Here is a 25020-nt window from a genome sequence, read left to right on the forward strand (position 1 = left end):
GAGTCTTTGGCAATTATTTATATTAAGAGACATTTTGATAATAAGGCGAACTAACTTTTGAAAATGAAAATACAAACAATGTTCTTTCAAAAATGAATAATGCGGTATAAAAATTAAAAGAGGGTTATGTGTATTGTAGGAATAACCATCTAAAAATCATATAACTATGATATAGTTATCATTAGTTAAGTAAAAATGGTAGAAAAATATGAACTAAATATTTATTAGTATGAGAATATAAGTGATTCATTAAAAATGAGATGTTTTATATAGTCTTATAAGTAAATACAGGTTAAGTATGTACTATCCAGTGTTAATAATGATAATATATCAAAAGTTGAGTAAATGAGGGAGTATGAAAAATGATTTATAGCGAACTATTGAAACAACAACAAGAGCTTCAGGTTGAGTCTAAAGAGATATTAACGGAATTGAAACTTAATGACCTGCTATCGCCAGTTGGGGAACCAGTTCAAGTTGGTAGTTCAGCTCTCGGATTAATGGTTTGGAGGGACATAGACATCACAGTGGTATGTTCCGAGCTCAATATTAATGCTATAGCTCAAATAGCATCTAAATTAATTACTTACAAAGGTATGCGGGAGGTTAAATTTATCAATGATTCTGGCATTTTTAACAATAGCTCTGATTACCCCGATGGACTGTACCTCGGGCTTAAGTATAAATCGCTAAAAGGAATGGATTGGAAATTGGACATCTGGTTCGTTGATCAACCAGAAAAACAACCTGACCTTATGCATATTAAGATTATACCTGAACAGCTCACTCCAGAATTGAGAGAATCAATCCTAACAATTAAAAGTATCTGGGTTATGAAGGATGAATATGGCAAAACGGTGAGAAGTTATGACATCTACACGGCAGTACTATACGATAATGTGCGGACACCATATCAGTTTCAAGAATGGTTAAGAAGCAAATCTAAAATATAGTAAAAATATAATAAAAATATTTCAAGAAATTCAGAGTTCTATCATTTAACGTAACAACTGAAAAAACGAATAATTTACATGAACACCCAATTATCCATAAATTGAATTCTGCGGTATTTTTGTGTCACATTTCAATTAAATGTGGAACTATAAGATGAAATGATTAGGAGGCTTTAATATGAGTAACAAATTAACAGTAACAGCAGATTTGATAAATGACAAGGTAAAATTCTCAGGGGTATCTCGTGATAATAATCAGGTATTTATAGATGCTGTACAACCTTTAGGTGAGGGAGATGGATATACTCCACTTGAGTTGTTTCTTATGAGTTTAGCAACCTGTAGTGGAATGACATTGGCTTTACTACTAAGAAAGATGAATAAGAATGTGTCTGAATTAAGCGTAATTGCATCAGGTGAAAGAAGAGAAACATTACCGAAATATTTTAAAAGTATACAATTAAGGTTTGAACTTGTATCGAATGATGTACAGCCAGATGATATTGAAAGTGTAATAAAAAATATGGAGGAATATGCATGTCCTGTTTGGAACATGGTGAAAAATAATGTTGATATAAGCAGTGAATATATGATAAAACATTAATTTTTACAATGTAGGACTAAATTTGATTAAAGATTTTGATATTAAAGTCCATTATGAAGAAACGAGAATACAAAACAAATATATAAATAAAGTGTTAAACGAAAAAAGAGATAGAATATATGCAATTACGAATACTGGGGGACTAATTTTTCATGATAGCAAAATTACTTTATTAGGGGATGTGAAAAACTTTAGTAGAGAAAATATTTGCTTAAATACTTGATGAAGTAGAATATATTGATAGAATTGCTGTATAGAGAATTATGGCTAATAATGAAGGCAAAGGTGCTGAGTCAGGTATAGCTTGACTCGGCTTTTGGCATTGTTTTAAAACAATGTTATAATTAGGATATAAGGAGTACGTAGGTGTATATTAGCACAAGATAAGATTGTTTTATGATGGGGAGGATGAAAATGGATTTTTTAATTAGACCAATAGAAATTGGTGATGGGAAAGGTATTAATGATCTTAGACGAATGCCAGGAGTATTTGAAAACATTCTTGGCATTCCATCTGAACGAGTGAAGCGTAGTGAAGATTTTATCATGAATATGGATAGCAACCATCATCAATTGGTTGCAGTAACAAAAACTCAAAAAGGTGAGGATATTATAATTGGGACAGTTGGATTAACCGTTAACCCTAACCCACGTACACGCCACAGTGGCAGCATTGGAATTATGATTCACAAGGATTATCAAAATATGGGGGTTGGAACAGCTCTTATGCAAGCTATCATAGATATTGCCGACAATTGGCTTATGCTTATCAGGGTTGAATTGGGGGTATTTGAGGATAATGAAAGAGCAATTCATTTATATGAGAAGTTTGGATTTGAAAAAGAAGGGATAAAACGTCTTGCAGCTATCCGAAAAGGAAAATATGAAAATGAGTATTTAATGGCAAGGATTGCAGAGAGTTTTCAGGAAAGTTTATAAATTGGGGAAAATATATGAATATAGAAATCAAACATAAAAAGATTATCGAGATTGTTCAAGATAAATTAACCTGTTCAGCACATAATTTAGACCATGTATTTAGAGTTTACAATCTCTGTCTATTACTTGCAAAATATGAGAAAGATGTTGATTTAGAAATTCTTATTCCATCAGCATTATTACATGATATTGCAAGGGTTGAAGAGAGCCAAGATAAAACGGGTAAAATTGACCATGCCGTTTTAGGAAGTGTGATTGCGGAGGATATATTAAGAAATTTAGAATATGAAGAAGATAAAATCGAGAAGATAAAGCACTGTATTATAGCTCATAGATTTAGAACTGGAAATGAACCTAATTCAATAGAAGCAAAAATACTCTTTGATTCAGATAAACTAGATGTTATAGGAGCAAGTGGAATTGCCCGTATTTTTATGTTAGCAGGACAATTTGGACAAAGACTAACCACCGATGAGCCATTAAATGATTATCTCAAATCTAATACTGTTGAAAATGGAAGATTAAAAGATGTTTCAAAACACACACCTTTAATTGAATATGAAGTAAAGTTAAAAAAAATCCCAGATAAATTATATACTGAAAGAGCAAAAGAAATTGGACAAGAAAGACTCAATTTTATGGAGAAATATTTCGATAGATTAAAATTAGAACTAGATGGCATGAAGTAAAACTTAAAACAAGATAATGGGAGTTGTATTTAATGAAAGAGGTATACGTTAATAATGAAGAAATAATTATTAGAAAGGCAAAGAAATCCGATGCTAAAGCATTAATAGAGTACCTTAATGTTATTGGGGGAGAATCAGATTACTTAACCCTTGGGGCAGGGCAATTTGGGAGAAGTGTTGAACAGGAAGAAGAATTTATTGTAAATGCTTTGAACAAAGAAAATGCTTTGTTTATCATAGCAGAAGTCAGTGGAAAAGTAGTCGGAAATTTAAACTTTTCTGGAGGGATAAGACAAAGGACAGCTCACGTTGGGGAATTTGGAGTAAGTATCCTTAAAAAATATTGGGGAAATGGTATTGGTGAAGAACTTGTAAAATATTTAATTAACTGGAGTAAAAATTCAGGAATGATTAGAAAAATAAATCTAAGAGTTAGAACTGATAATACAAGAGGCATTAGCTTATATAAGAAGCTTGGCTTTTTAGAAGAAGGCATAATAAAAAGGGATTTTTTAATTAATGGAAAGTTCTATGACTCTTTACTAATGGGGTTACTAATTGATTAAAATTGGGGGTGAAAATGATAGAGGATATCTTAGACAATGATGAAAAGATATTTGGTAAAAAGCTTGATGGAGTAGAATATATTGATAGAATTGCTGTATATGGTATTGTGATTAATAATGAAGGCAAAGTTGCTGTAATAAAAACACCAGCAGGATATTTTCTCCCTGGTGGGGGCATGGAGAATGGAGAAACTCATAAACAATGTATTGAAAGAGAGTTTATCGAAGAGACAGGATATAAGATTGAAATACAAAAATTTATAGGAAGAGCCTTTTTATATCACATATCAAAGACAAATCAGTACTTGCGAGGGATTGGTTATTTCTATATTATAAGCTTAGAAAACTATTATGCTGCACCAATTGAGAGAGATCATAAATTGATATGGATTGAACCTCATGAGGGAATTAAATCCTTATTTTTAGAACATCAAGCATGGGCTGTTTCAGAGAGTTTAAAGCATATGGGATAGTTCGAATTGTAAAATATTATGTATTAGGAGTTAAAAAGTTTAGTGATAGTGTGATATATCTTGAGGATTTATTAAAATAGATATTAGGGAAAAGGGAAAATAAATGAAGAGAAAATATAAAATTTTACTTAAAATCCTTATAAGTTTGGGTATAATATTTCTTTTAAACTTTATTCCAACATTAAGTTTAAGAACTAAAGATATGACATCTATAGAAAAACCACATTTTATAGTTTATTACGAAAGAAAAGATGAAAATGCAGCAATTGATATTAGCAGCAGATTAGAAAAAGGATATAATCTGGTTGCTAGCTCAATTAGCATAAGTCCTAACTATAAAACTGAAGTTTATATTTACATTAGCCTAGATAAGTTTCATATTAAAAAATATGGACTGTTTGGTAAAATTATTGCTCCTGAATGGTATATTGGGGATAATATAAAAAATAAGGTTATTATTGTATCTCCAAATTCTCCAGGAAAGCAGCATAATTATGAGGATACTGCTGATGCTGCTCTACATGAATATATACATACCTTAATGTGGAGTATTAATCCAAGATTATCAAAATTTATTAATGAGGGTATGGCAGGATATATCTCTGGCAATACAAAACCCTCTATTAAATTTAACAACATTCCGTCATATGAAGATACTAAAATTACAAACCCTATAACTTTTGGGAATCATAATATGTATCCAATTTCTTATACTTATATTGAGTATCTAGATAAAACATATGGTATTGGAAGGGTTTTGCAGTTAATAAAAACTGAGAACTATTCACAAACCTTTGGCAAAACTGAAAATGAAATATTTGACGAGTGGATAGTTTTTTTAAAATCAAATTATTTAGGATAAGTTAATTTTAATTAATTTAATAAATAGATTATTCCATTTTTGTTTGAGAAATTAATGGGGGATAATATTAATGGTAAATATGTTATTTAGTTCATATAATTTTCACGAAGATTGGGCAAGAAATGCAGTTTCAAAGTATATAAATTTTAATGATAAGGTTTTAATAATTCCATTTTCCTTCGGTAATAAGATAAGCAGTCATAAGGAGTGGCAGAATGCTTATAGTAAGGATAATGGCAAATATTATGAAAGTATTATTACACCACTTTTGAATTATGGAATTAGAGAAGAAAATATAGATTGGTTAAATTATTTTAAAGATACAAAGGAAAATGCAAAAACTAAGATAAGGGATAGTAGTATACTATTTTTCACTGGCGGGCTGCCAGATAAAACCATGTTACGATTAATGGAATTTGACTTAATTAATAATATTGAGAGCTTTACAGGTGTTGTTATTGGTATTAGCGCAGGAGCAATGATTCAAATAGCAGAATATCACATTACTCCTGATAAAGACTATAATAAATTTACATACAATATAGGACTAAATTTGATTAAAGGTTTTGATATTGAAGTTCATTATCAAGGAACAGAAATACAAAATAAATATATAAATAAAGTGTTGAATGAAAAAAGAGATAGGGTGTATGCAATTACAAACATTGGCGGACTAATTATTGATGATAGCAAAGTTATTTCATTAGGGAATACGAAAAACTTTAGTAGAAAAAATATTTGCTTGAAAACCTGATTGGGTACAGTACATGGATAGAATTGCGATATTTAAAATTGATTTATAGAATATGTATAAATACATAATCTCATCTAAATGGGTAGTAAATATTATTTATATTTCAAATAGGAGGTGGAGATTATGAAATGTCCGTATTGTGGCGAAGATATGGAACAAGGAGTTATACAAAGCCCACATGAAATCGCGTGGAAAAGTAAAAGGTCTTACATTGGGAGAGCAAAATTTCATAAAGGATCAATTATTTTATCAAAGCTATCCATGTTAGAAGGTTCAGCAGTAATAGCCAACTGCTGCCGTAAATGTGAGAAGATTATTATAGATTATAAAGATAATAATTGTGATATGAACCAAGAAAAATAAATAATATTTGACTATTGAAAAATAGTTTAGATTAAGTTATTAAAATTTAAAGGGAGATGTTTTAATTGAAAAAAATCGGTTTAATCGGCGGAATGAGTTGGGAATCATCACTTGAATACTACAAAATTATAAATGAAACTATTAAATTAAAATTAGGAGGACTTCATTCTGCGGAATGCCTAATGTATTCAGTAGACTTTCAAGAAATAGAGTCATTACAGCATCAAAATAAATGGGAAGAGTTAACTAATATAATGGTTGATACTGCACAAAAACTTAAAAATGCAGGTGCCGATTTTATTATAATATGTACTAATACAATGCATAAAATGGCAAGTGATATAGAAAGTAGAGTAGGAATAAAAGTTTTACATATAGCTGAAGTAACAGGTGAAAAAATAGTTCAAAAAGGAATAAAAAAGGTTGGATTGCTTGGAACTAAATTTACCATGGAAGGGGACTTTTATAAAAAAATATTAAAAGAAAAATTTAATATTGATATAATTATTCCAGATGAAGATCACAGAGATATGGTTCATGAAGTTATTTATGAGGAACTATGTAAAGGGATAATAAGTGAAGTCTCAAAAGAAAAATATAAAAAAGTAATAGAAAGTTTAGCACTAAAGGGTGCTGAGGGTATAGTATTAGGTTGTACAGAAATACCTTTGCTGATAAAACAAGAAGACGTTGATATTCCAATTTTTGATACAACTACGATACATGCTATTTCTGCGGTTGAATTTGCACTAAATAGATAGCAATTGAATCGTCAATTTGCAATATATATCCTATAAAGTACTATACTAATAATTCAGCGCAAAGTAATAAAAAGTTAACAAATTACTTAAGGAGATGTCATATGAAAATTATTAATAATTCTAATTCTGTAATAATAATATTACATGAAATATACGGAATTAATGAACATATACAGACGGTTTGTGAAAAATTTTCCAATTACGGATATGATATTATTTGTCCAAACCTAATTAATCTAAGTGAACCATTTAGCTACGATTTAGAGGAAGAAGCCTATAAGCATTTTATGAATAATATAGGCTTTGATTCAGCGGTTCAGCAAGTAAAGCAGCTTATTATAGAAGCAAAAAAGCAATACAAGCATGTATATTTATTAGGTTATAGTATAGGTGCAACAATTGCATGGCTATGCAGCAGTGAAGAAAAGATGTGTAATGGTATCATAGGATATTATGGTTCACGAATTAGAGATTATACAAATATTACTCCTAAATGTCCAGCTTTACTGATTTTTCCTACAGAAGAGAATTCATTTAATGTACAGGAATTAGTTAATTCTTTGGGAAAAAGGGACATTGATATTTATATGTTAAAGGGGAAACACGGATTTAGTAATCCATTTTCTAAGGACTATTGTATACAATCATCTAAAGAAGCAGAAAGATTAGTAGACGAATTTTTATTAGGAATGCTGAGCCGATAAAATACGGCATAGAATATCGAGTTGAGCTATTGATAAGAAGATATGATTGAAATGGGGGTGAGAAGAATAGATTGGGTTAAGCAACTAAATGAATCAATAAACTATATAGAGGAAAATCTTGCAGGTGAGATATCCTATGAAACTATTTCAAAAATTGCAAGATGTTCTGTTTATAATTTTCAAAGGATGTTTTCATATATAGCGGACAAGCCATTGTCCGAGTATATTCGAAATAGACGTTTAACTATGGCGGCCTTTGATTTATTAAATGGTAAGGAAAGAATAATTGATCTTGCTTTAAAGTATGGATATGAATCGCAAGACTCATTTACCAGGGCTTTCAGGAGTTTTCATGGGGTACTGCCTTCAAGTGTACGGAACGAAACAGTTCAGTTGAAATCTTGTCCCAAGCTCTCCTTCCAAATTACGATAAAAGGAGAAAATCATATGAATTATCAAATTGAGCAATGGCCTGCATTTAGAGTAATGGGAGTGTCACACAAAATAAAAACCGCAACAGCATTTAAAATCGTTCCACAGATTTGGGAAAACGCTTGGAAGGATGGAACTATGAATAGGTTCATGGAGAAATTCCCTGACTACAGGCCAGCAGGTTTTTTAGGAATTGCCCAAGGAGGGCAGTGGGGTGAATCAGAGGATATGGAATATATAATAGCAGTGACAAATTATGTGGATGTACTAAACTGTAAACATGTTTCTGTACCCGGAGGAATGGAGGAATTTGCTTATCCTGCAGCAACATGGGCAATTTTTGAAGCTAATGGAGAATTGCCGGAAGCAACACAGAAGGTTTATAAACAATTTTATACAGAGTGGTTACCTAATTCAGGGTATGAATTAGCTGACCTTCCAATTATTGAGTGCTATATGCAGGAAAATCGTCAAGAGGTTTGGATAGCTGTTATAAAAAAATAGAGGAGATAGAAGGAAGTATGACATTGTGCAGTGAGATGGAGGTTGTATTGAACGATTGAGTTCAATAAAATACTTAAGAGCCTTGGGTGCGCCTATCAGTAAACTACTTGATTTTTATAACTATACTAATTTCCTTATTTAATGATTTAACTATGAAAAACGAATAATTGTTAAAAATACCGTATTATTCAAAGTTGGATTATACGGTATTTTTTATGTAGTGTTTCAAAAAATGGAGAACCATAAGATGAAATGATTACTATGAAAGATGAATAAGAATGTATCTGAAGTAATTATATTTCATTGTGCAATATATCAACGGTAGTAGTATGTTGGATAGATGTTTTTTTATATTGATAAACTTCATCCCCCCATTCACCAAGAAACTGTAAAACAGCTATAAGTTTTTGACTAAGTTCTGATAATTCATATTCTACTCTTGGTGGAATTTCATTGTACTGACGGCGGATAATAAGACAATCTTCTTCAAGTTCCTTTAAACTTTTTGAGAGCATTAGGCTTGATATGCCTGTAACCTTTCTTTGTAGTTCATTAAAACGAACAACTCCGTTTTGAGATATAATCCAAATTATTAATAGTTTCCATTTTCCATTTATTATTTTTAAAGCATATTCTATAGAACAGTTTTCCATAAAGGTCACCTCCATTACTTATATAAATATTAGTAACTAAACATTTTTTGCGTACTTGTTGATTTATATGTTAGTTAATATAATAAAGTTAGTCAATAGCTAATTGATTGATTCAAGAAAATTTTATATTTAAAAGGAGAAATAAGAGATGTCAAAGGTAGTTATTTTCAACGGTAGTCCAAGAAAGAATGGATATACTGCAAAATTATTAGAACAAGTGGCAAAAGGAGTTAAATCTAAAGGTGCTGAGGTTATTGAATTTAATTTAAATGATTCTGGAATTCGTGGATGTCAAGGATGCTTTTATTGTCGTACTCATGATGGTTGTGCAATTAATGATTATCTTCAACCAATGTATGAGGCTATTAAGGAAGCAGATGCTATTGTATTTGGTTCGCCAATTTATTATTATAAAATTACAGGTCAAGCAAAAGTTTGGTTTGATCGTACATTCCCAATGCTTGGAGATAATTTTGCACCGAGACATCCAGGTAAAAAGTTAATAACTATATTTGCACAAGGGAGTCCAGATCCTAAAATAGGAGCTGAAGGCATTAAATCTGCTAATGATATGTTAGAAGAATTAGGTTGGAAGTTAGAGGATAGTATTCATTACTGCGGAACTAGTCATAATCCCGATTTAGCAGTGTTTAATGAGTTATCTTTAAGAGCATTTAAAGATGGAGAAAATTTGGTTGGATAAATTTCTAATACATCACCTACCAAATTTTCTTATTCCGCACAAATAAGTAACCACTACCTATAAACCTTCATAAATTATCATGATAGGGTAATTTATGGAGGTATTTTATGGAACCCAGCGATAACCAAGACAAAGAGAGAAAGATCAGTGATTTAAGAAAAAATGCCACTCGCAAAACTATGCTAATAAACCAAGAAACATATAAAAAGATGAATTGGAGAAAAATAACCACTGAAAATAACTTAGCAAAGACAGGAATACTTGTTGATGGGAACCTGCCTGTAATTAAAAGCGAGGATCAATTGATTCCTGTTTGGGATTTAAGAAGGTATAGTTTTTTATATAATAACTGTATACCTTACACAGCTAATCCAAAGCTTTGGGTGCAGGGAAACTTAAATTTAAATACTGGTTTATTTAAAGTTACAGATAACATATATCAAGTTAGAGGTTTTGATTTTGCCAATATGACTTTTGTTAAAGGAAATACTGGCTGGATTATAATTGATTGTTTAAGTTCAAAGGAGACGGCAGAAGCGGCTATAAATTTTGTTAATGATTATTTTGGACAAATTTCTGTAAGTGCAGTTATCATCACTCATTCTCATGAAGATCATTATGGAGGAATTCTAGGTGTTCTAGATAGCTTTGCAAAAGAAGGCGTTAAGATTTATGCTCCAAAAAATTTTGTTAATTCAGCTTTAGAAGAGAACGTAAACGTAGGTGTTGCAATGGCACGCCGAGGTATATACATGTACGGTGTAGAATTGCCTAAATGTGAGAAGGGACAGATAGATAATGGTATCGGAAAAGGTCAATCAATTGGAACAGTAACCTTTACGAGAAATATTAATGAGATTAATGAGGAATATGCAGAATATATAATTGATGGAGTTAAAATGGAGTTTCGATTGGCTTTAGATACTGAAGCACCATCAGAGATGTTTGTATATATACCAAGTGAACGTTCCTTGTGTATTGCAGAGGACTGTAATGCAACCATTCATAATTTATTAACTTTAAGAGGTGCTAAAGTCAGAGATGCAGTTGCTTGGGCAAAAAATATACAAAAGGCAATTGATTTATGGGGAGGTACATTAACTTCAGTATTTGGAGTCCACAACTGGCCTCGTTTTGGGAATCAAGCATCCATTGAATATCTTGAAAAACAAAGGGATGTATATCAGTATATAAATGATCAGACTTTAAGACTTATAAATAAAGGGCACACAATTGAGGAAGTTGGAAGAATGGTCAAACTTCCAAGAAGTCTTTCAGATGAATGGTACAATGGTGAATTTTATGGAACTGTTATTCATAATGCAAAAGCAGTATATCAAAGGTATCTGGGATGGTATAACGGAAATCCAGTAGATTTAAATAAATTATTTCCAGAAGAATCAGCAAAGAAATATGTAGAGTATATGGGGGGAGAAGATGCTGTTTTAACCAAAGCTAGAAAATCCTTCATAGACGGAGAATATCAATGGGTTGCTGAGGTTACAAAACAAGTTATATATGCAAATCCAAATAATAAAGAGGCAAAACTTATTTGCGCTGATGCTTTGGAGCAATTAGGGTATATTGCTGAATCTGGTCCTTGGAGAAATGAATACCTAATGGGAGCACAGGAATTACGCTATGGAGTTATTCCAGTTAGTGGTTCATTTATTTCAGAGGATGTGCTAAACAATTTACCTCTAAAGGATATTCTTTACTTACTTAGCATACGAATAGAAGGGGTAAAGGCTGGAGATTTAAATTATAAAATCAACTTTATTATTCCAGACAGAAATGAAGCAGCTTTGGCAGAAGTTAAACGAGGAATATTTAGATATATAAGTGATAAGCTTTCAAAAGATGCTGCAGTTACCGTTACTATGCCAAAGGAAGTTTTATATAAGCTGGCGACAACTAATGAAAAGCCAGATACTTCAAAGATAAAAGTACATGGGGATATTAACAAATGGAATATGTTCTTATCCCTTCAAGATACTATAAATCAAAACTTTAATATAATGACACCTGTACCAAGATAGTTAATTATGGTGATATGGGGCTGCCCATCAAGAATAAAAGCTACAATATATTGTATTAGATTTTTAAATTCTGAAACAATATATTAAGGTTTCATTTCTTAATGAGGTAGCCCTTTTTATTTTTTATTTTTTATTTTAGATTAAAGTTTAAATATAAAGCTAAAAATATTTTCTTAGAACAGTATTGACCGAATCGGTTTATGGGAATATAATGATAATATCATAAACCGATTCGGTTTAAAAACTTTAAGAGGTGAAAGCCATGGAGAAATTTTTTAATTTACCTGTAGATAAACAAAAGACAATTATAGATGCTGCACTTAAGTCCTTTGCTGCCAATGGTTATAAGAAAACCTCAGTAAGCGATATAGCTTCAGCTGCGGGAATTTCTAAAGCCATGGTGTTTCATTACTTTGGTACAAAAAAAGCTTTATATCTTTATTTAATTGAGCTATGCGGCAACACTATTATGAATGAGATTGAAGAAAAATTTGATTATAAAGTAACTGATTTCTTTGAAAGGATTAGGATTTCAGCTAATATTAAAATTTCAGTTATGAAAAAACATCCTGCAATTCCAGCATTTTTAACAAGTATGTATTTTGAAGCTGACGAGGAAGTAAATGAAGATATAAAAACTATTTTAGCAAAGAGTGAAGGCTTTAGAAGTAAAATTGCTTTTGATGGTATGGATTATTCCAAATTTAAGGAAGGTATAGATCCAAAGCTGGTTATGAAAATGCTTGTTTGCCTCGCTGAGGGTTATATGAATCAAATATCAAACAGGAAAGAAGTTGATTATGAGGCTTTTTTCAAAGAGTTTGAGGAGTTTATAGATTTGCTTAGAAACAATTTTTATAAGGAGGAATATGTATGAATTTATATGTATTAGACTTTAAAGATATTGATAAATCAAAGCTTCAAGTTGTGGGAGGTAAGGGTGCCAATCTTGGGGAACTATCCAAAATTCAGGGGATACGTGTTCCAGATGGCTTTTGTATAACTACTGAAGCTTATAAAGAAATTGTTGAAAGCAGTACGGAATTTAATATTTTAATAGATAAATTATCACTTTTAAAGGCAGATGACAGAGAAGAAATCGGTAAGCTTAGCAAAAAAATTAGAGAGCAAATAGAAGGAATAGCCATTTCAAAGGATATTGAGGAAGAAGTTATAAAACATCTTTTAAAGCTTGGTGAAAAAAATGCCTATGCAGTACGTTCAAGTGCTACAGCAGAAGATTTGCCGCTGGCTTCCTTTGCAGGTCAGCAGGATACCTATTTAAACATTATAGGGAAACAGGAGATACTTAAGCATATCAAAAGGTGCTGGGCATCACTATATACAGATAGAGCAGTAATTTACCGTATACAAAATGATTTTGACCACCGCAAGGTCTATTTATCTGTAGTAATACAGAAGATGATTTTCCCACAGGCTTCGGGAATAATGTTTACTGCAGATCCTATAACATCTAATAGAAAAGTTGTATCCATTGATGCAAGTTTTGGACTTGGAGAAGCTCTTGTATCTGGTCTAGTGAATCCAGATATATATAAAGTACGGGAAGGAAAAATAATTGATAAAAAGATATCTAAGAAGAAACTAGCAATTTATAAAGCTGAAAATGGAGGCACAGAGGAGAAAGAACTTGAAGATGCAAAGCAGGATACTCAGACTCTTTTAGATGATAGTATTTTACAGCTAGAGGGCATAGGCAGAAAAATTGAGGCATACTTTGGCCGTCCACAGGATATAGAATGGTGTCTGTATGAAAATAATTTCTATATTGTTCAGAGCAGGCCTATCACAACGTTGTATCCTATGCCGCCAGAAATTAATGATGGAAAAAATCATGTGTATATTTCCTTTGGGCATAGACAGATGATGACTGAAGCCATGAGACCCTTAGGATTATCCTTCTTTCAAGATTTATTTGATCAGATGGTAAACTATAGGATGATTGAAATGGGTGGAAGGTTGTATATGGATGCGTCCCGTGAAATTTCTTCACCCCTTAGAAGTAAGCTTTTTATTAAAGGTCTGGATACAGTAGATGTTTTAATGAAAAATGCACTTATTAACCTAATGCAACGAGAGGATTTTATCAAAAATCTTCATAAAGGAAAGACAGCTATGCCTTCAAAGGCAATGGGGATTAAATGGCTAAGGGATACCATAAAAGACTATAGAGCAAACGATCCAGCTATTGTTGAAAAACAGATGAATGATAATAAGGCTTTGATGATGGAAGTGGAGCAAAGCATTACTAAAGTTTCGGGGGATGAACTATTCAACTTTATTTTTAACAGTATGAATCAAATAAAAGATATTGTACTAGATAGCTATGGATTGGTTTTTGCAGGAGCTTATGCATCTTACTGGATAAATAAAAATATTGAAAAGTGGTTAGGTGAAAAGAATGTAGCTGATATTTTAGCTCAATCTGTATCTAATAACGTGACATCTGAAATGGGACTTGAGCTTTTGGATGTTTCCGATGTGGTAAGGCAGTATCCAGAAGTAATTGAATATTTTCAAAAGCCTAGGGAAGAGACTTTTTTTGAAGATTTGGTGAGTTTAGAAGGAGGCCTAACTGTTAGTGATTCAATTAAAGTATTTCTTAAAAAATATGGTATGCGTTGTTCAGCTGAAATAGATATCACAAGGACTCGATGGAATGAAAATCCTACTATACTTATTCCAGCAATTCTTAGCAATATAAAAGTTTTTGCCCCAAATGCACACAGTGCTAAATTTGAGCAGGGACTTAAGGAAGCAAAGAAGAAAGAGCAGGAAATTTTAAAGAGGCTTGAGAAGCTGCCTGGTGGAAATGGAAAAGCTAAGAAGACAAAGAAAGTAATCAGCGTTTTACGCAATTATGTTGGTTACCGTGAATTCAACAAGTACACTTTGATATGGTATGAATGGATTATAAAAGAGGCACTTATGAAAGAAGCGGACATTTTAGTTAATAAGGGTGTTATACAAAATAGAGAGGATATTTATTATCTAACTTTTGATGAACTTAGGGATGCTATTAAAACAAGTGGATTAGATTACAATATAATAACCAAGAGAAAAGAAGAATATGAAACTTTTGAAAAGCTTACGCCTCCTCGTGTTATAACCTCCGATGGAGAGATTATAACTGGTGAGTATAATACAGATAAAATACCAGAAGGTGCCTTAGCGGGAGTACCTGTTTCATCAGGTGTTGTTGAAGGGCGTGCAAGGGTTGTTTTAAAGATGGAGGATGCCAAGATAGAAGAAGGAGATATTTTAGTTACAACATTTACTGACCCTAGCTGGACCCCATTATTTGTATCAATTAAAGGTTTGGTTACTGAAGTAGGGGGTATGATGACTCATGGAGCTGTTGTTGCAAGGGAATACGGTCTGCCTGCAGTGGTAAGTGTTGAAAATGCTACAAAGCTAATAAAAGATGGACAGAGAATAAGAATTAATGGAAAAGAAGGATATGTAGAACTTCTATGAAGAATATGAATTTTATATTGCTTATGTTTGGAAGGATGATATCCGATACTGGATCAGGAATTCAAATGGTGGTTATGCCCTTGTATATCATCGATTCAGGAGGTTCATCAGCTACTGTTGGGTTATTTTCTTTTTTAAGTTTAGTGCCAGCTCTTATAATTTATCCATTTGCCGGAGTACTTGCTGATAGGCTTGATCGAAAGATGATAACAGTTTTAACAGACTTAGGCAGTGCAGCAGCAGTGATGGCTTTGGCTTTTGGTGCACATTTGGATAAAATGAGCTTAACTTTGCTTTTATCCATGCAGGTAGCAGTATCTTTGTTTTATGGTTTGTTCGACCCAGCCACTAAAGGTATGCTGCCTCAATTGGTACCTCAAGATGAATTAACCAAAGCTAATTCAACTCTTGCAACGCTTAGAATCTTAGGCGGCCTTTTGGGCCCTGTAATTGGTGCTGCATTATATGCAAAAGTGGGAATTACAGCAGTGTTCTTTATCAATGGAATCTCATTTTTAATGTCAGCAGGCAGCTCACTATTAATTAAGTACAGGCATGTGAAGCGAGAACAATCCATTGATGAGAAAGGATTTGCAGCAGATTTTTCAGATGGCATTAAATTTATTTTAACTAATAAAGCAATTCTCAAGTTGTGTGTTTTTTTCTTGATAATATATGCAGTTATTCAGCCAATATTTTCAGTTATATTGCCTCTGTTTTTTAGAACTCAATTGGAGTATTCCGACACACAATACGGCTATCTGCAGATGATAATCATACTAGGGGCATTGCTTGGAACAATTCTTTTAAGCCTTTTGTTTGGTAAAGAGAAGGATATGACTAAGTCCCTTGTAAGTGGCTGCAGCTTGCTAATGTTTGCAATGCTTGCATTCTCGCTTTTATTGTTCCCACACAGCTTATTTGTACTGGGGAAAGGCAGTATTTTATACTTTTACTTACTGTCAGGTACTCTCGGTCTGATAAGCATAGCCATTATGTTTATCAATGTTCCTATACAGACCTTCATACAAAAATCAACGCCAAACGAATACATGTCCAGGATGTTTTCAATTGTTGGAATGATTACCAAGGGCGGTATGCCCTTAGGGGCATTGGTGTATGGAATTGTTCTTAACAGAGCTCTTGTGCATTGGACAGTAATGACTTCTGCTTTGTTGATGTTGATTGTTTTAGTTGTATTTCTAGTATCAGTGTTGAAGAAGCATGAATTTTAATTAAAGATATATTATTTGCTACCAGCTTTATACACTAGCAAAAGTACAAAGAAATATAATTAAAAGTCGTAGTAAAAAATAACCTTAGAGATATTCTCTAGGGTTATTTTTGTTTCATTTAAATAGGATATGGAAATACAAAATTAATTTACAAATAAAGAAGAAGATAATATAATAATATTATAATTTAAATGAACAATAGTTCATAATAAAAATGGACGGTGATGTTTATGCCAAAAATAATAAAGGATGTTGAGAAAAATATTAGAAATTGTGCTGCGGAATTATTTATTAGTCTCAGCTATATTAATGTTGATATGCGGATGATATCTAAAGAATCCGGGGTAGCTGTTGGAACCTTATATAATTACTATAAAAATAAGAAGCAGCTTTATCTAAGCATACTTAAAGAAAGCTGGGAAAACACATTTAATAAGCTTGATGCTGTAAATAAGCTTAATATTTCTTCAGAAGAAAAGCTTAAAAAGTTTATAAATACTCTTTATGAAGATATTGAAGCAAGAAATGGCTTAGGAAAAGTCTTGATAAATACTTCAATTGATGAGTTAAAAGATGATAAAGAAATTATTGATTTGAAAAATAGTTTGCTTTTAAGAGTAGAAGATCTTTTTAAATGCATTGATAAGGTAGAGAGGATTAATAAATGCTCAAATATTAATACTAGGCTAGCAGAATCTCTATTGGCATCAATGCTAATAATGTTGGAACTTCATCCAAATGATAAAGAAGACAATATAGATTTCTTAGTTGAATTTATTAGTTTAACTATAAAGTAAAAATACAGAAAGATGTTATATAGGGGTGGTGGATATTATTAAATCTATTATAAAAAATATTATATTTTTGGGGCTTATTATTGGTATAGTTATTGGTGCCTTTTGCTGGGCATTTATGTTTCTTGTAAATTTATCAAGTAATTTTCTGTGGCATGAGCTGCCTCATATTATAAAAGTAAATAATTTTACCATTACTATAATTTTATGCTCATTAGGAGGATTAATAATAGGTCTTTGTCAAAAATATTTAGGTCCTTATCCAAAAGAAATGGATGAAATACTTCATGAATACAAGCTTACAAAAACTATTGACTATAAACCTTTACCAAAATATATTATATGTGCTTTTTTACCTTTAATTTTTGGAGGCAGTATAGGTCCTGAAGCTGGTCTTTTTGGAATGGTAGCTATGCTTTCAACTTTTCTAAGTGAAAAATTTAAAAGTTCAATATATAAAGTACAGCCTATTTCGAAAAAGTTATTAAATTATGTTACCTACAGCTGCACAGCTTTATCTGCTTACTTTACTATAAAATTTTTAAGTGATTTAACACATAAAGGAAGCTTTATTTTTAAATTAAGCAAAAATAATATTTCCAGTAAAGAGTTAATGTTTTTTATACCTATTTTAATTCTTTCAATAATAATAGGTATATCTTTTAACTATATGGGTGATTTAGTAAAATATACTTGTAAAAAAACTAAAATAAGCTTAAATCCATTTACAGAAGCGATAATTGGTGGAGGGATTTTGGCAGTTTTAGGGGCTTATTTTCCTCTTACACTTTTTTCTGGTGAACATGCCTTAAGAGAAATTGTTAATAACTTTGATGAATTGGGAGATATATATATATTATTTATTGCATTTTTAAAGATATTAGCTACTAAAATATCTATTAATTTTCGATGGGTTGGGGGACAGATATTCCCTACAATATTTGCCTCCTTTTGTATAGCATTTGCTGTTAGTGATATATTGAAAATTGATCCAACCTATAGTGTAGCTATTATTGCAGCGGGAGTAATTACAGTAGTGCTTAGAAAGCCTATTATAGCTGTGGTTTTAATAGGTCTCTTCCTCCCTGTGACGTATTGGATTTTTGCGATAATATCATCATTTTCAATAAATTTTATAATTGATAAATTTAAATATAAAAATTTAAATAAATACTTGCAGCATATGTTAATTAAGCTGAAAGGCATGCGATGCAAAGATTTAACTTCAGAAAACACCCCTCAGAGTTCTTAGCTCTAAGGGGTGATATGCTCGCCTTAAGGTAGAAAAAATATAAGCTTTACTAGAGAGGAGAGCATATCATAAATCTGATCTTAGGAATGAATATAAATCTAAATCAACAACACCTTTTCCTGTCCAAATTGCTCCCTGCCTTATGGTTCCTTCTTTTGTAAAACCATTTCTTTCTAATACATTTTTTGATTTTATATTATCTGGCATAACATAGGCTTGTACTCTATTTAGACCAACAGTATTAAACAAATAATCAAGTAATGCCTTTACTGTTTTAGCGGCGATACCTTTTCCGAAGTAATCTTCATTTAAAGTATATCCGATGGTTACCATGTTTACTTTTGCATCAAAGTCAAATATTTCAGCAACTCCAACAACTTTGCTTAAATCTTCATTTAAACAAATTCCAAGAAAGATTGTTTTTCTTTTGTTAAAATCTCTTTCAAAATGGGAAATCATATTTTCAACAGTAGATTTATTCTTTTTGGCTTCTGATGGTCTATATTTGAATAAGTTTTTGTTACTATATATAGAGTAAAGATCATCCAAATCTGATTTTTCTATTTTTCTTAGTGAAATCTCACTTTTTTTAATAAGGGGAAATTCTGAAAATAAACTATTCTCGCTCATAGTACCTCCATATAATTATTTTTTTGTTGCTGCTTATATTAAGCAGTCATTTTAGCATATAAATCCTCTTTTATGATTTATATGAAAATTATAACATATTTTGTATATTACTGTATCATTATTTTACAGAACATATAAAGTTTAAGAGGGAAATTTTAAATATAATAAAAGTATGGGCATTGAAGAATATAATTGGTATAAAATGCTTGTAGTATTTAGAAACAATTCTTTATATAATTGTAATATATTGCATAATTTTGTTTGAAATTTTCAAATTATAAGACAAGCTATAATTTACTAATATCAAAACTTCAATACTTAAATAATTTGAATTAATTACATTAATGGAGGTTTATTATGGAGGAATACAATATCCCGTTTCACCAAAAATCAAGCTTAAAGTGGCATATGAAACTGATATTTTTGCTGCTTACTCTCTTTACAGCAGGTGGAGGCATCTTTATGCTTGTAGCTGTTATGAAAGAAGAGTTTATCATGGGGTTAGTTATGGGGCTGTTTATGCTTGGAATAGGTTTTTACTTTGCCTATATACTTATAGCTGTAGGAATTTTGAAAAGGTTTTATATAGAAATGACAGAAGAATATATAAGAGTTTCCATGCCTTTTAAATCTAAAACGGCTTATTGGAGAGAGATTCATGAAGCACAAATATATGAATACAATAATAATACTATGCTCGCAATCTTACTTGAGAAAGATGTAAATAAAAAGAAGAAAAGGACCATATCTAATAACTTTACCTCACTATATGGCATTCCTCCACAGTCTTTTCAAATACCACTCAGGTTTTTTAGTGAAATAGATACTGAAAGATTACTATTAACTATAGGAGAGCAATTAAATAAAGTTTACATAGAGGATGAAATTAATATTGAAAGTTTAAATGAGGATAATGAAGAGCTGGATAATAACATAATTAAAGCAATAATTGCTGCAGTTTTATTTTGTGTTATTACAACTTCTGTCTATGGAGTTACAATTTATTCATTAGAAAAAAATTATTTAATGATACCTATATTTGGATGTTTTTTAATTATTGCAGGCTTTAATAAATATTATTTAGAGCAATCATTTAGTTTAATTATAAGATTTTTGATGGGATTAATATGCCTAGTTCAAGTTCCGGCTGCAATCATTTTAACAATTATAATATCAGAAAGAGCTGCAATCACAGGAAGTGATATTTTAATTATAATAAATGAGTATTTTAAGTATCTAATACAAAATCCATCAGATCAAATTGTTGTAATTATTGCTGCAATTGTTTGCTTTGGTTTTGGAGCATTTAGGGGACGAGTTAGTAGAGAACAAGCTCAGGAATAGAGAGTAAATGCTGTCTCAAGTAAATTTACCATTTTCTTATGTTGAGAAGTATGAGTAATTTATTATGAAGGGTATATGGTATCAAAATGTTTTTAAGAATTTATTCAGGAGATTAAAAAATAAATGGTTAAAGATAATAATGAATCAGAAATAGTTAAAGAATTCAAGGAAGTTTTAAAGCCAAACCCGTATGGAGCAATTTGGAACACAATTATATGTTCCGGTCCACCATTAAACCTTATCTTTAGATATTATATAGAAAGAGATATTAAGAATCCAACTGCTGCAATAATTCTTACAGTAATAGCTATGATATGTACTATTATTAATTGGTATTGGTATGTGAAGGAAAGAAATGATTTTAAAAAGAATTGGCAAAAGATTTCAGTGGAATTGGAGACCTTAAACTATAAGGAAAAGCCTTCAAAAGATTACATCGATATAATTTTTAATGGTTTCCAAATAACAGCAATAGCTTCTCTGGCAGCGGTTTTTATTTTTGGTGCTATTGCATTATTTTCTAAACTTTCATATTTTAAATATTTTGCGTTGTTTTCCATAATAATATTTCTTTTAACAGGTATAGGAATAATAATTATTAGCATTATTTCATTATTTAGCATTCTGAAAGATTTAAAGAAGGAAGGAAGATTAAAGAATGTATTAAAAAGATTTTTTCTAATCTTTATACTATTATTTATTATACAAATGATTTTCATTTTTATAATGCACAAAAACCTAGATTGGTTTGGATGCCTTTTACATTCTTTAATGATGACAATTCCGATTATTATATATATTGAAGGTGCTATTATATATAAAGAAATAATGAAAGAGTATTCAATGAATACTTCACCAGATGAAGGCGATAGCAGGTAAACTCGCTGGTTGGAAGTGTAATAGCTTGCTGACTGGTGCAAGTAATAACTCTTCCCCATATTGAGTTATGATAGTAGAACATGCTAAATTAGTGGAGTGTAAGGACAAAGGGGGGCATGCATTGAAAGAAGTTGCTTTAATTTTAGCTATATTTTTTTCTTTGGCTTTGATGATGTATTTAGGATCAATCGCAGAAAAAAATATATATTTACTCAAAAGAATAGTTATTATTGAATCTAAGGTATCACTATTGTTAGTAATTTGTATGTGGATTTATTATAGTTTTGAGACTGGAATATGGATTTCGAGAGATAATTATTTATTTAAATTTTTAATTCTTATATTAGCTTATAACATTTTTGTTTTTTTAGTTGGCTTGATTAATGATAGAAAGATAGTAAAGTTAGGTTATATAAGCATCCCAACAATCCGAGGATATGGACGTTTTGGACATGGCGGTAGTCAATACATTGGTTTTTTCTATGTTCTTTGCTTAGCTGCTATTGCTGTGATTACAGTGGCTAGTGGGGCATATCTGATTTATGGAGATTAATTAGGTTTTCTGCAAAGGGAGTGATTAAAATAAAAGAAAATGATGAGAATTTGGATTTGTTTAAAATGGAGCAAGAAGGGAGCAAATTCAAGAATCTTATTTTAGATTATAGAACAGATATTTTTCAACGTTATTTTGGGGCAAAAGGTGGAAAAACTCTATTATTTGGGGTAATTGTTGTTTGCTTAGGAAGAGGTCTAATTGGAAGGTTTATGTTTCAACAACCATTTTTATATTCTTTCTTTTATCCGCTAATTATAATCGGAATTATTTCAACAATATATCTAACATTAAAACTCATAAGCTTTAAGAGTACTAAAGCAGCACATATTTTAAGTGGGATTCTGCTCATAGTTTGCTGTGCTTTTTTGGCATTGGTTTTTCTACTTTCTGTTATTTTGATTTTAAATAAATTTTTTCATTTCTGGTTTTAAGTTTTATAAGAGTAATGCATAATGAGAACATAACTTATGCAAAGAGATATATTATGCAAGTATTAAACTTTGCTTATAATGCAAAAAAAATTCTATGGAGGTTATTAGATATATGAATATAGCAATAAAATTAAAAATGCTTTTACATAAAATATTTTGGATTGATAAATTCCAAGGGAAGAGTAAGCTCTTTACTTTTGTTGGAAAGTTTTTTATGTATGGATACATTGTAACAATCATGCTAAGCTTAATAGCATTTGTTTCAAGCTTTGATTTAAGTAATTTAATGTTTCTTCTTATTAATATTTTATTTTTCCCAATTATGTACCGTATTGTTATGGGAATACAACGATATATTCATAAAATTTAAAAGAATCAATGCTTATGTAATAAATTAAAAATATAAATTAAACTTATCAAGAAGAAGGTGAGGCTATATATAGTAATAGCGAACAAGTTAGCAAAGGTAGAAAAATCGTTTTATTAATCATTGTAATTAATAATCTATATTATGGCATAAACTTTTTTATGGGTTTGAATATACAAAATACACAAGTACTACTAAAACAAATTTTTGCAATATCAGCTGTGGTGATAATCTCACTTTTATTTTATAAGGGGTTCAAGGCTGGTGAATGGCTTACATTTTCATTATTAATACGTCCAGTTATGGAAATTATTTTTTATCCACTTTATTCTATTGGTATTTTGCAATTATATGACGGTTGGTTAATGCTAATAATTATAATAGCAATAGCAATTATTGGAGGAAATCTCATAGCAGGCCCAAATAGTATTGATGAATTTATGAAGCATCAAAGAAGCAAAAATTAATTAGTTTTACAAAATTGTTAACATAGTAGTTAATCATAAATCCATGATATTTAAACAGTTGTAATATATGACGAATTATAGATTAGTGATATGGCAGGAGGAAGAATTCATGGATAAAAATAAGAAGAAAGAATTGAAACAAAAGTATTATGTAGAACAGAAGATGACTTTCGTTGCCACCCTTCCATTTAGTTCTATGTTATTTGACTATCTTGATGAAATATTAGGAGAGCATGGATGTGATGATACTTTAAAATATACAATAAAATTTTTAGAAGATAATGAGTTACCAATTGACGAATCATTAAATTGGCTGCAAGATAATGGTGTTTTTTGTGACTGTGAGGTATTAGCCAATATAGAAGATAACATATCAGAGATATAAGATAGTTAATTTGCACTCTTCTTATAGGGCGTATTATTGTTTTTGGATAAAAATAGTTTTTTATAATAATGATGTAAAATTAATTAACACAAGAAGGGTGTGAAATATGCTACGTGAACTTAATCATGTCTATAAAATAATACTGATAGGTATATTGTGCCTATGGGTTTTAATTTCGATATTTGAAGAAAGGTTTCAAAAGTATTTAAATAATTGGATTGTTTCTATAGTTATGGTCGTTGTTATACTTATATTCATTTTGTCACTATATGATATATTGATAAATAATAATGGTAGCTATATTGACGCATTCTTTTATATATTGGGGATAGTAAGTTCTATTAGGTATTTATTAAAATCAGCAAGTAGAAAATATTAATTTACTATCATTTGAAGGCATAGTTACAGAAGTAGAAGGACATAAGAAATATATTACAATTCAAATGGAGGATAAAAATGATTAAGTGAATTTTATCAAAGCTAGTAAAGCTAATTACTTATATATTACTTATTATTATTTTATTAGTAGGTTGCCTTATACTGCCTCCAACATTTAATTTATTAACTGATTATATGAAGCCTGCTTTAAATGCGAGAGGGTTAAAATGGATTTATGATTTAATGATGCTTTCACTTTTTACATACCTGTTTCCGTATAAAATATATAGATGGTATAAAAATAAGAAAAATAATTAGAAATTTAACAAAGTGGAGGGTTCTTACATGATTATTCAATGGATACCGTTGTTAATTACTATATGTTTCTTAGCATTTTCATATTATAAACGATATTCCCTTAAGACAAGACTATTCTATTTAGGTGTACTTTTTATAATGTCATTAATTTTGGTGCTTCCCATATTTGGATTTTCAATTATGACACTTTTGGGAGCATTTTTAATTGAGAGGATATGGATCTTATTGGCGGCTGTATTATTTATCGAAACAGCGATAAACAAGAAAGGTAGAATATTAAAAATTGCTTTAGGAGTTATTTCGTTTATTATATACCTTTATCTCCGCACTGTTATTTAAAAGCTGAATAGGAATTTTAGTGCCGATAAGCTAATGAAACAGCATAATTAAAAAATAATATAATTAAAAGTCAATGTTAAGTCACATTTTTTTATAAAAAGTCACAACAGTAATTTATTGTGGAACATAAATATTAGATGGCGAATAT

General features: G+C 30.6%; 31 protein-coding genes. 29 read left to right on the plus strand and 2 right to left on the minus strand.

The window, feature by feature from the left end:
- The first annotated feature begins 362 nt into the window (after positions 1 to 362).
- The 13 genes from DP68_RS01365 to DP68_RS01425 all read left to right on the plus strand — a co-directional run bounded on the left by DP68_RS01365 (position 363) and on the right by DP68_RS01425 (position 8604).
- Positions 363 to 953, plus strand: coding sequence for a hypothetical protein (locus DP68_RS01365; RefSeq protein WP_035305036.1), 591 nt, complete (start codon positions 363 to 365; stop codon positions 951 to 953).
- A 178-nt stretch (positions 954 to 1131) separates the two neighbouring features.
- Positions 1132 to 1557, plus strand: coding sequence for an OsmC family protein (locus DP68_RS01370; RefSeq protein WP_035305039.1), 426 nt, complete (start codon positions 1132 to 1134; stop codon positions 1555 to 1557).
- A 22-nt stretch (positions 1558 to 1579) separates the two neighbouring features.
- Complete coding sequence (locus tag DP68_RS01375) at positions 1580 to 1780, plus strand: hypothetical protein (protein WP_035305042.1); 201 nt, start codon at positions 1580 to 1582, stop codon at positions 1778 to 1780.
- A 191-nt stretch (positions 1781 to 1971) separates the two neighbouring features.
- On the plus strand, positions 1972 to 2496 hold the full coding sequence (locus tag DP68_RS01380; protein WP_035305045.1) for a GNAT family N-acetyltransferase: 525 nt from the start codon (positions 1972 to 1974) through the stop codon (positions 2494 to 2496).
- A gap of 14 nt (positions 2497 to 2510) precedes the next feature.
- The gene (locus tag DP68_RS01385; protein ID WP_035305047.1) at positions 2511 to 3185 is read left to right on the plus strand and encodes an HD domain-containing protein; all 675 of its coding nucleotides are present in this window, start codon (positions 2511 to 2513) and stop codon (positions 3183 to 3185) included.
- Between the two features lie 32 nt (positions 3186 to 3217).
- Entirely contained in the window at positions 3218 to 3751 is a 534-nt protein-coding gene (locus tag DP68_RS01390) for a GNAT family protein (protein WP_035305048.1), read from the plus strand.
- A gap of 14 nt (positions 3752 to 3765) precedes the next feature.
- On the plus strand, positions 3766 to 4224 hold the full coding sequence (locus DP68_RS01395) for an NUDIX domain-containing protein (protein WP_035305050.1): 459 nt from the start codon (positions 3766 to 3768) through the stop codon (positions 4222 to 4224).
- A gap of 103 nt (positions 4225 to 4327) precedes the next feature.
- The gene (locus DP68_RS01400; RefSeq protein WP_035305052.1) at positions 4328 to 5086 is read left to right on the plus strand and encodes a hypothetical protein; all 759 of its coding nucleotides are present in this window, start codon (positions 4328 to 4330) and stop codon (positions 5084 to 5086) included.
- A 70-nt stretch (positions 5087 to 5156) separates the two neighbouring features.
- On the plus strand, positions 5157 to 5840 hold the full coding sequence (locus DP68_RS01405) for a Type 1 glutamine amidotransferase-like domain-containing protein (protein ID WP_035305054.1): 684 nt from the start codon (positions 5157 to 5159) through the stop codon (positions 5838 to 5840).
- A gap of 123 nt (positions 5841 to 5963) precedes the next feature.
- Positions 5964 to 6203: a PF20097 family protein gene (locus DP68_RS01410; protein ID WP_052085585.1), complete on the plus strand. Its 240-nt coding sequence runs from the start codon at positions 5964 to 5966 to the stop codon at positions 6201 to 6203.
- 65 nt (positions 6204 to 6268) lie between these two features.
- Positions 6269 to 6964 carry an aspartate/glutamate racemase family protein gene (locus tag DP68_RS01415; protein WP_035305057.1) on the plus strand — a complete coding sequence of 232 codons (696 nt, stop codon included), beginning with the start codon at positions 6269 to 6271 and terminating at the stop codon, positions 6962 to 6964.
- 101 nt (positions 6965 to 7065) lie between these two features.
- Entirely contained in the window at positions 7066 to 7668 is a 603-nt protein-coding gene (locus DP68_RS01420; protein ID WP_035305059.1) for a dienelactone hydrolase family protein, read from the plus strand.
- Positions 7669 to 7734: 66 nt separating this feature from the next.
- Entirely contained in the window at positions 7735 to 8604 is an 870-nt protein-coding gene (locus DP68_RS01425) for an AraC family transcriptional regulator (protein WP_035305604.1), read from the plus strand.
- A 293-nt stretch (positions 8605 to 8897) separates the two neighbouring features.
- On the opposite strand, the gene DP68_RS01430 is transcribed toward DP68_RS01425, so the two are convergent.
- A complete protein-coding gene (locus tag DP68_RS01430) occupies positions 8898 to 9257 on the minus strand; it encodes a helix-turn-helix domain-containing protein (protein ID WP_052085586.1) in 360 nt (119 codons plus the stop codon).
- Between the two features lie 148 nt (positions 9258 to 9405).
- Here DP68_RS01430 and DP68_RS01435 point away from each other — a divergent pair, with 148 nt between their 5' ends.
- From DP68_RS01435 to DP68_RS18775, 7 genes are all read left to right on the plus strand, one after another.
- A complete protein-coding gene (locus DP68_RS01435) occupies positions 9406 to 9960 on the plus strand; it encodes a flavodoxin family protein (RefSeq protein ID WP_035305062.1) in 555 nt (184 codons plus the stop codon).
- A 107-nt stretch (positions 9961 to 10067) separates the two neighbouring features.
- Positions 10068 to 11999, plus strand: coding sequence for an alkyl sulfatase dimerization domain-containing protein (locus DP68_RS01440; protein WP_035305065.1), 1932 nt, complete (start codon positions 10068 to 10070; stop codon positions 11997 to 11999).
- A 262-nt stretch (positions 12000 to 12261) separates the two neighbouring features.
- Positions 12262 to 12876: a TetR/AcrR family transcriptional regulator gene (locus DP68_RS01445; protein WP_035305068.1), complete on the plus strand. Its 615-nt coding sequence runs from the start codon at positions 12262 to 12264 to the stop codon at positions 12874 to 12876.
- A complete protein-coding gene (gene ppsA, locus DP68_RS01450) occupies positions 12873 to 15497 on the plus strand; it encodes a phosphoenolpyruvate synthase (RefSeq protein WP_035305071.1) in 2625 nt (874 codons plus the stop codon). Before DP68_RS01445 ends, ppsA begins: the two co-directional genes overlap by 4 nt.
- Entirely contained in the window at positions 15494 to 16732 is a 1239-nt protein-coding gene (locus DP68_RS01455) for an MFS transporter (RefSeq protein ID WP_035305074.1), read from the plus strand. Before ppsA ends, DP68_RS01455 begins: the two co-directional genes overlap by 4 nt.
- Positions 16733 to 16962: 230 nt before the next feature.
- Positions 16963 to 17529 (plus strand): TetR/AcrR family transcriptional regulator, encoded by a 567-nt coding sequence (locus tag DP68_RS01460; protein WP_035305077.1) that lies wholly within the window; start codon positions 16963 to 16965, stop codon positions 17527 to 17529.
- 28 nt (positions 17530 to 17557) lie between these two features.
- Complete coding sequence (locus DP68_RS18775; protein WP_052085587.1) at positions 17558 to 18778, plus strand: chloride channel protein; 1221 nt, start codon at positions 17558 to 17560, stop codon at positions 18776 to 18778.
- Between the two features lie 66 nt (positions 18779 to 18844).
- Here DP68_RS18775 and DP68_RS01470 read toward each other — a convergent pair whose 3' ends face one another.
- Complete coding sequence (locus tag DP68_RS01470) at positions 18845 to 19408, minus strand: GNAT family protein (protein WP_035305080.1); 564 nt, start codon at positions 19406 to 19408, stop codon at positions 18845 to 18847.
- Positions 19409 to 19765: 357 nt separating this feature from the next.
- On the opposite strand from DP68_RS01470, the gene DP68_RS01475 reads away from it, so the two are divergent.
- From DP68_RS01475 to DP68_RS01515, 9 genes are all read left to right on the plus strand, one after another.
- Positions 19766 to 20752, plus strand: coding sequence for a hypothetical protein (locus tag DP68_RS01475; RefSeq protein ID WP_035305083.1), 987 nt, complete (start codon positions 19766 to 19768; stop codon positions 20750 to 20752).
- Between the two features lie 123 nt (positions 20753 to 20875).
- Positions 20876 to 21631 carry a hypothetical protein gene (locus DP68_RS01480; RefSeq protein ID WP_035305085.1) on the plus strand — a complete coding sequence of 252 codons (756 nt, stop codon included), beginning with the start codon at positions 20876 to 20878 and terminating at the stop codon, positions 21629 to 21631.
- A 121-nt stretch (positions 21632 to 21752) separates the two neighbouring features.
- On the plus strand, positions 21753 to 22184 hold the full coding sequence (locus DP68_RS01485; protein ID WP_035305086.1) for a hypothetical protein: 432 nt from the start codon (positions 21753 to 21755) through the stop codon (positions 22182 to 22184).
- A 65-nt stretch (positions 22185 to 22249) separates the two neighbouring features.
- A complete protein-coding gene (locus DP68_RS01490; RefSeq protein WP_291546843.1) occupies positions 22250 to 22618 on the plus strand; it encodes a hypothetical protein in 369 nt (122 codons plus the stop codon).
- Positions 22619 to 22730: 112 nt separating this feature from the next.
- On the plus strand, positions 22731 to 22988 hold the full coding sequence (locus DP68_RS01495) for a hypothetical protein (RefSeq protein WP_035305089.1): 258 nt from the start codon (positions 22731 to 22733) through the stop codon (positions 22986 to 22988).
- Between the two features lie 158 nt (positions 22989 to 23146).
- The gene (locus tag DP68_RS01500) at positions 23147 to 23452 is read left to right on the plus strand and encodes a hypothetical protein (RefSeq protein WP_035305091.1); all 306 of its coding nucleotides are present in this window, start codon (positions 23147 to 23149) and stop codon (positions 23450 to 23452) included.
- Positions 23453 to 23561: 109 nt separating this feature from the next.
- Positions 23562 to 23837, plus strand: coding sequence for a DUF2695 domain-containing protein (locus DP68_RS01505; protein ID WP_035305093.1), 276 nt, complete (start codon positions 23562 to 23564; stop codon positions 23835 to 23837).
- Positions 23838 to 23943: 106 nt separating this feature from the next.
- A complete protein-coding gene (locus DP68_RS01510) occupies positions 23944 to 24216 on the plus strand; it encodes a hypothetical protein (RefSeq protein ID WP_035305096.1) in 273 nt (90 codons plus the stop codon).
- Positions 24217 to 24560: 344 nt separating this feature from the next.
- Entirely contained in the window at positions 24561 to 24872 is a 312-nt protein-coding gene (locus tag DP68_RS01515; protein ID WP_035305098.1) for a hypothetical protein, read from the plus strand.
- Positions 24873 to 25020: the final 148 nt, after the last annotated feature.

Origin of the sequence: Clostridium sp. HMP27 (assembly GCF_000765165.1) — a bacterium.
In the GTDB taxonomy this organism is placed as follows: domain Bacteria; phylum Bacillota; class Clostridia; order Clostridiales; family Clostridiaceae; genus Clostridium_AK.

Coding starts and splice junctions, on each gene's coding strand:
- DP68_RS01435 (WP_035305062.1), top strand. CDS start 9,406: ATGTCAAAGGTAGTTATTTTCAACGGTAGTCCAAGAAAGAATGGATAT.
- DP68_RS01365 (WP_035305036.1), top strand. CDS start 363: ATGATTTATAGCGAACTATTGAAACAACAACAAGAGCTTCAGGTTGAG.
- DP68_RS01405 (WP_035305054.1), top strand. CDS start 5,157: ATGGTAAATATGTTATTTAGTTCATATAATTTTCACGAAGATTGGGCA.
- DP68_RS01505 (WP_035305093.1), top strand. CDS start 23,562: ATGGATAAAAATAAGAAGAAAGAATTGAAACAAAAGTATTATGTAGAA.
- DP68_RS01500 (WP_035305091.1), top strand. CDS start 23,147: ATGGGTTTGAATATACAAAATACACAAGTACTACTAAAACAAATTTTT.
- DP68_RS01445 (WP_035305068.1), top strand. CDS start 12,262: ATGGAGAAATTTTTTAATTTACCTGTAGATAAACAAAAGACAATTATA.
- DP68_RS01475 (WP_035305083.1), top strand. CDS start 19,766: ATGGAGGAATACAATATCCCGTTTCACCAAAAATCAAGCTTAAAGTGG.
- DP68_RS01490 (WP_291546843.1), top strand. CDS start 22,250: ATGGAGCAAGAAGGGAGCAAATTCAAGAATCTTATTTTAGATTATAGA.
- DP68_RS01480 (WP_035305085.1), top strand. CDS start 20,876: ATGGTTAAAGATAATAATGAATCAGAAATAGTTAAAGAATTCAAGGAA.
- DP68_RS01455 (WP_035305074.1), top strand. CDS start 15,494: ATGAAGAATATGAATTTTATATTGCTTATGTTTGGAAGGATGATATCC.
- DP68_RS01410 (WP_052085585.1), top strand. CDS start 5,964: ATGAAATGTCCGTATTGTGGCGAAGATATGGAACAAGGAGTTATACAA.
- DP68_RS01370 (WP_035305039.1), top strand. CDS start 1,132: ATGAGTAACAAATTAACAGTAACAGCAGATTTGATAAATGACAAGGTA.
- DP68_RS01510 (WP_035305096.1), top strand. CDS start 23,944: ATGCTACGTGAACTTAATCATGTCTATAAAATAATACTGATAGGTATA.
- ppsA (WP_035305071.1), top strand. CDS start 12,873: ATGAATTTATATGTATTAGACTTTAAAGATATTGATAAATCAAAGCTT.
- DP68_RS01495 (WP_035305089.1), top strand. CDS start 22,731: ATGAATATAGCAATAAAATTAAAAATGCTTTTACATAAAATATTTTGG.
- DP68_RS01460 (WP_035305077.1), top strand. CDS start 16,963: ATGCCAAAAATAATAAAGGATGTTGAGAAAAATATTAGAAATTGTGCT.
- DP68_RS01440 (WP_035305065.1), top strand. CDS start 10,068: ATGGAACCCAGCGATAACCAAGACAAAGAGAGAAAGATCAGTGATTTA.
- DP68_RS01390 (WP_035305048.1), top strand. CDS start 3,218: ATGAAAGAGGTATACGTTAATAATGAAGAAATAATTATTAGAAAGGCA.
- DP68_RS01515 (WP_035305098.1), top strand. CDS start 24,561: ATGATTATTCAATGGATACCGTTGTTAATTACTATATGTTTCTTAGCA.
- DP68_RS01430 (WP_052085586.1), bottom strand. CDS start 9,257: ATGGAAAACTGTTCTATAGAATATGCTTTAAAAATAATAAATGGAAAA.
- DP68_RS01395 (WP_035305050.1), top strand. CDS start 3,766: ATGATAGAGGATATCTTAGACAATGATGAAAAGATATTTGGTAAAAAG.
- DP68_RS01470 (WP_035305080.1), bottom strand. CDS start 19,408: ATGAGCGAGAATAGTTTATTTTCAGAATTTCCCCTTATTAAAAAAAGT.
- DP68_RS01380 (WP_035305045.1), top strand. CDS start 1,972: ATGGATTTTTTAATTAGACCAATAGAAATTGGTGATGGGAAAGGTATT.
- DP68_RS01385 (WP_035305047.1), top strand. CDS start 2,511: ATGAATATAGAAATCAAACATAAAAAGATTATCGAGATTGTTCAAGAT.
- DP68_RS01420 (WP_035305059.1), top strand. CDS start 7,066: ATGAAAATTATTAATAATTCTAATTCTGTAATAATAATATTACATGAA.
- DP68_RS01400 (WP_035305052.1), top strand. CDS start 4,328: ATGAAGAGAAAATATAAAATTTTACTTAAAATCCTTATAAGTTTGGGT.